This is a genomic window from Limnochordia bacterium (assembly GCA_023230925.1).
Taxonomy (GTDB): domain Bacteria; phylum Bacillota; class Limnochordia; order DUMW01; family DUMW01; genus JALNWK01.
The window spans coordinates 1-5,347 of sequence record JALNWK010000091.1; the positions used below are offsets into that span (position 1 = coordinate 1).

General features: G+C 47.0%; 5 protein-coding genes. All 5 read left to right on the plus strand.

Annotated elements, in window-relative coordinates:
- Nucleotides 1-215 precede the first annotated feature (215 nt).
- The 5 genes from M0Q40_12350 (at nt 216) to M0Q40_12370 (ending at nt 5,157) form a co-directional block, all read left to right on the plus strand.
- Nucleotides 216-1,217: a LacI family transcriptional regulator gene (locus M0Q40_12350; GenBank protein MCK9223380.1), complete on the plus strand. Its 1,002-nt coding sequence runs from the start codon at nt 216-218 to the stop codon at nt 1,215-1,217.
- Between the two features lie 566 nt (nt 1,218-1,783).
- The gene (locus M0Q40_12355) at nt 1,784-1,999 is read left to right on the plus strand and encodes a hypothetical protein (protein MCK9223381.1); all 216 of its coding nucleotides are present in this window, start codon (nt 1,784-1,786) and stop codon (nt 1,997-1,999) included.
- 66 nt (nt 2,000-2,065) lie between these two features.
- The gene (locus M0Q40_12360) at nt 2,066-3,049 is read left to right on the plus strand and encodes an extracellular solute-binding protein (GenBank protein MCK9223382.1); all 984 of its coding nucleotides are present in this window, start codon (nt 2,066-2,068) and stop codon (nt 3,047-3,049) included.
- Between the two features lie 70 nt (nt 3,050-3,119).
- A complete protein-coding gene (locus tag M0Q40_12365) occupies nt 3,120-4,535 on the plus strand; it encodes a DUF6259 domain-containing protein (protein MCK9223383.1) in 1,416 nt (471 codons plus the stop codon).
- 4 nt (nt 4,536-4,539) lie between these two features.
- The gene (locus M0Q40_12370; GenBank protein ID MCK9223384.1) at nt 4,540-5,157 is read left to right on the plus strand and encodes a hypothetical protein; all 618 of its coding nucleotides are present in this window, start codon (nt 4,540-4,542) and stop codon (nt 5,155-5,157) included.
- Nucleotides 5,158-5,347 lie beyond the last annotated feature (190 nt).

The window sequence follows — 5,347 nt, forward strand, 5'->3', positions numbered from 1 at the left end:
GACTTCGTCTGGTGGATTGTCGAACCTGTTCAACAGACTCAATGAAGGTACCACTTTCTAGCACGTAAGGAACCGAGCCGACTTGGAGATGGAGCCTCTACCCGCTAATCGTTGACTCACTCGAGTGTTCGCGCGCATTTGACTCATTAGCCTCGAATTGGTATAATGTGGATATCAGCGAAGCGTTTCGATGGTGTTTTCCGGGGAGGCCGGGCATGGCTGCTACGATTAAAGAAGTTGCAAAACTAGCCGGAGTCTCGATGTCCACCGTATCCCATGTGATGAATGGGACACGATATGTTAGTCCCGCCCTTAGACAGCGGATTGAACGCGCGGCTAAAGAACTGAATTATAAGGGTAACGATCTCGCACGCAGTTTGGCCCGAGGATTCATGGATATTATTGCTTTGGTCGTTCGAGACATCAGTAATCCATTTTTCTCCGAGATAGCCGCTGCTGTACAGTGTGAAGCGGAAGAACACGGGTATGATATTTTTCTATATAATACTGCTGATCCTTCAGGAACCAAAAAGTCTCGGGAAGAACATTTTGTCAGTGCAATAACTAGATGGCCGATTACCGGGCTAATCATCTGCCAAGACCTTACCCTGAGATCTGACACCCTCCAAGAACTCAGGGCTAAGAAGATACCTGTGGTCATGATCAGTCCAGTCTTACACGAAGAGATAGATGCTGTGTATATTGATGATGAACAAGCCGCCTATGATGCTACCCAGTATTTGATCGCTGTAGGACATAAGCGGATTGCACACATAAGTGGATCGCTATGCATGGCTACAGGCCAGGCACGCCTTAGAGGTTATGTGGAGGCGATGAAGAGTGCAGGTCTGCCTGTAGAGGAGGAATTGGTTAAATGCGGTCATTTTACAATGGCCCAAGGCGCTGAGGCTATGCAGGAGTTTATTGTACAAAGTGAGCCACCTACGGCTGTCTTTGCCGCCAACGATGTAATGGCTTTTGGAGCATTGAAGGTGGCGTTAGAGGCAGGTCAATCGGTACCTAGCGACGTTGCTGTGATGGGATTTGATGACGTTCTGCCCTATACTATCCCAGCCCTAAGTTCAGTATATCATGCTCAGAAAGAGATGGGGCAGATTGCTGTCCAGTTGGTCATTAGGCGCGTAAAAGCTACCAAGCCTTTACCACGGCAGGAAATAGTGGTACCCCACAAGTTAATGATCCGGGATACCACCTGAGCACCACATGTACTTAAGGTGCTTTGAAATAGCTTGGCCTTTGTACACGATTTCGCTTAGTTATTGATAAGATATCGTTTTGATTCATAAACAGTGTAGTTTTCTAGGAAGAATACATAGCCCAAGTCTAGGGTGTGAACTCGGAAAAGCACTTCAAGTTAACAAAGCAGGGTTTTATAAAGACTGTAGCCCCTATTCCTGTCCAAGACTAGGTCTACTAGCAATAAAGTGATCAGTACCGAACTTGGTTCGTGAAATGAGCACACACGGGAAGTTGAATGGAAAGGAGGCAGGAAAAAGCATATTTGGCGAACTAACAGGATCTTGAGCATAGTGTTGTTGTTTTTAGGCCCATTGCTTGAACGTCAGATCTAGACACGGTTATGACGATTGTAACGATCGCACAGACGACTAGATGCTAAAGCAAATGCCAAACAGAAATTGCACCAGATAATCTCAAATTATGTAATGATGGCTCTTTGCTAAGGTAAAGTTGTGATTAGTAGTACTAGGTTGCTTTCTTGAAATGAACGGTAATCAAGCGAAATTATGGGAGGCGTTTATTCATGCAAAAGGTGTCCGCATTAATAATGGTTGCGCTGCTGATTGTAGGAGTTTCTCCTATGGCAGCATTGGCAAGCAATGAACGCATTGAAATCACTATCTACAGTGGTTTTTCCGAACCTGAACCTACCTACTACATTATGCAAAGATACTTTGAAGAGTACGAACGGGCCAATCCCCATATCAAGATCAATGATCTTGGACGTGTGGGTGATTGAAACCAAGTCATTGTTTCCATCGTAGCCGGTACCGCACCAGATATCATCAAAAATGGAGTAACGCCAATGGCTGATCTCTATCGGCAAAGCATGTTACAGCCTGTACCCTTAAACCTGCGTGACCGACTTGAGGCCGAGTTGTTACCCATAGCTGCTCAGTCTGTAAGTTTTAAGGACGTAATGTTTGGTGTACCCATCGAGAATATGGTAACAGGCTTGATGTACAATCAGCACGTGGTCGATATGCATGGTATCGGGGAGATTCCCGATAATTGGTCTGAATTTATCACCATGGCGCGCCGCGTTGCACAAGTCGGCGAAGACGGTCTTTTGACGTATCCTGCTCTGACTACACTAGGTGCGAATTGGTCATTGGGCTTTATGTTCATAAGCATGCTTCTGGCTGAGGGAAGCGATGTCATTAATGAAAAGGGCCAGTTGAACCTGTATACCCAGGAAGCGGTCAAAGTATTAGAACGTTTTTCCAACATGATGGTAGAGCGACCAATTATGGATTTCTATTCCTGGGATGCTTTCCACCAGGGAAATGTGGCCTTTGCCATGGGCTGGCCCTTTAGTGCACAGTGGACGTATGATGTAAAACAGTATGGAAGTCTACCCATCCCGCAAGGGGACGCGGGCTATGCTGCCATGCAATACGGGCACGCCTATGGGGTTCCTGTGAATACAGAAAATGCAGCAGAAGCTTGGAGATTGCTGGAGTACCTAGCTACTGAAATTGGTAAAGAACAAGTTACGCCAATTGGCCACGCGATGAGTATCTTGGGGTCTCTGCCTGTCAACACTAAGGATCTACAGGCGCCTGTTTTCACGGATGCTCATGGATTTCTATCCGGTTTCTGTGAGGCCAGTCTCTATGCAAATAGCATTATGTCGTACAATGAGGTGGGGATTACCGGAGAATGGCGTTTCGGCGATTTGGTTCTTGATGTTGTCTTCAGGAGCGCCTCACCCCATCAGGTACTAGAGGATCTCGAGGCAGTCTTGCGACTCGATATGCAGGAGTTCAGGGAATCATTCCAATTGTAGGGTAATCTGGTTTGGCGGAAGCTAGCTTCCGCCAACGAGCCAAAAACTGGTTGGAGGGAAGGGATCGAGAATGAATAAGCTTGTCTTGGTTACGACCTGGGTTAGTTTTGTGCTATTTCTATTGGCGATTCACGTAACGGTAACAGAGGCCAAAGCTAATGTGGTGTTATCTAATCGGTACCTGCAAATGGTATACGATCCGCAAATCGGGCGCATAGTTTCATTGTTAAATCAAGAAACCAAGACCGAATACCTCTTACCTAGCCAAATTAGTCCGTTCATGATTCATGTTGATCCCACAACAAGCAATATGTGGGAGGCAACCTCTCGGGAAACCTTACGGTTTGATGGTGCTCCCCAATGGACTCTACAGAAGACGGATGCAGGCCAGCAGCTTGTTTTACAGTATTACCATGAGGAGTATCAAATTTCGGCTGTTCTCTCCATTGAAGTGGAGACCGATGCCTTTACCCGGTGGCAGCTAGAGCTAGAAAACACAGGCACTACTACTATAGTTAGGATAGACTATCCACAGCTAACTAGTGCTCGGGCCGCCTTTCCCCACGATCGCTTGGTATGGCCAGAACGTGAAGGGCAAATTGTGCCAACTCCCCAAGGTATTAATGAGATTGTCTATCCAGGGGTAGCCTCTATGCAATGGTTGCTGTACGGTAATAAGCAGGAAGGTTTATATATGGCGGTATATGATCTTAATGCCGAATACAAGACGCTCAGATATCAAGGGGCCCCTATGGGAATCAGGTTTAGCTTCTCACTGTGGCCATTTCTCGAACCGGGGAACAAGTGGTCAGCGCCCCTTGTAGAAGTAGGAGTCAAACAAGACCAAGACTGGTATTGGGGTGCAGAACGGTATCGGAACTGGTTAACAAACGAAGCAGGTTGGACCATCGAATCTCCCCAGTGGGTTGAAGAGATGACGGGATTTGGGGTTCAGTTTATCAAAAATAGTCGGGGAGAACTGATCATGCCCTTCAATGAATTGCCTTTGGAAGCTAGTCGAGTGACAGGGCGCGGCGGTAACGTCCTGGAAATCAAGGGCTGGCACCTAGGCGGTTTTGACACAATATATCCGGAATATGTGCCCAGTGAAAAAGCCGGTGGGGCCGCAGGTCTCCGGCAAGCAACACAAGCAATTAACGCCGCCGGGCGGCGGTTGATCTTCTACAATAATACCCGGATTGCTAATAAGGTTAGCCCGTGGTACCAAGAGCAAGCAACCGATAATGATGTCAAAGCAATAGATGGACGCACCTATGACGAGCACTGGGCCGGCTACACCTTCTCTGTGATGTCTCCAACGGCTAAGGGTTGGCAGGATAAACTAGTGGAGCATCAAGAGTTCTTGGTTGATATCGGTGGAAGTGGGATGTTTTTTGACCAAGTTGGGGCCATGCACCCCGTATTGGACTATAATCAAAGCCACGAGTCATGCCACGCCAGCTACCGCGTTTGCCGAAGGGCATAGGGAAATGTTTCGCCGCTTTCACGAGCTTTGGTCCCGGGCAGGTACCTATTTCTTCATCGGCGAGGGAATTGCTGACTATCTCGGTGAGTTGCTACATATGCATGGGTTAGTCTGGGGGTTTCCCTATAGGCGTGATCCTTTCAATGCTCCGGAAATTACCCGGTTTACCCTACCGAATCGCATCCTTGGGATAACAGAGGCTAACCGAGGGTATGATGCCATGTGGCAGGCATTCCTGCTCGGTAAACCCTTCTTAGATCTTCCATTTGGTACGTTACGTTTTCAGCGTATCTATCAAGATCATCCCGATGTGTTTTTCCGGGGTAGGTTCCTAGATAAGTTAGGGCTTTCCTATACTAGTACAGCCTTGCGCCCTGCTTTGCATATTAACGATGCTAATGATAAGCTAATGCTAATCGTCTGGAATGATGGCGACCCAGATTCCACACATCGCATGACCATAAATTTAGCAAGATATCCCCTGCTTGTACATAAGGATTTGTCTGTAATCGATGTGGAAACCGGTAGTGCGGTCCCATTTACACACGAGGAAGATAAGCTGCACTTGCGGGTCTCTTTACAGTCAGGACGGATCGGTACTATATGCATCACCGCCCAGTGATTCGATTTATGTATTGATATAAAAGAAAAATGGTTCATGGCCATAAGTGGTGGCTATTTTCTTGTATTCTGTATATTACGATCTGAAAAGACCACTGTCACGGAGAAATAAGGCCACTAAAACGGTGTGAGAAGGCCACCTTCACGGAAGAGAAGTCCAGTCTATCTAATTACCTTGAACCAAGCCTATA

What these genes read in the sequence shown, in the direction of transcription:
- M0Q40_12350 (MCK9223380.1), top strand. Translation starts at nt 216, where the DNA reads ATGGCTGCTACGATTAAAGAAGTTGCAAAACTAGCCGGAGTCTCGATG.
- M0Q40_12355 (MCK9223381.1), top strand. Translation starts at nt 1,784, where the DNA reads ATGCAAAAGGTGTCCGCATTAATAATGGTTGCGCTGCTGATTGTAGGA.
- M0Q40_12360 (MCK9223382.1), top strand. Translation starts at nt 2,066, where the DNA reads ATGGCTGATCTCTATCGGCAAAGCATGTTACAGCCTGTACCCTTAAAC.
- M0Q40_12365 (MCK9223383.1), top strand. Translation starts at nt 3,120, where the DNA reads ATGAATAAGCTTGTCTTGGTTACGACCTGGGTTAGTTTTGTGCTATTT.
- M0Q40_12370 (MCK9223384.1), top strand. Translation starts at nt 4,540, where the DNA reads ATGTTTCGCCGCTTTCACGAGCTTTGGTCCCGGGCAGGTACCTATTTC.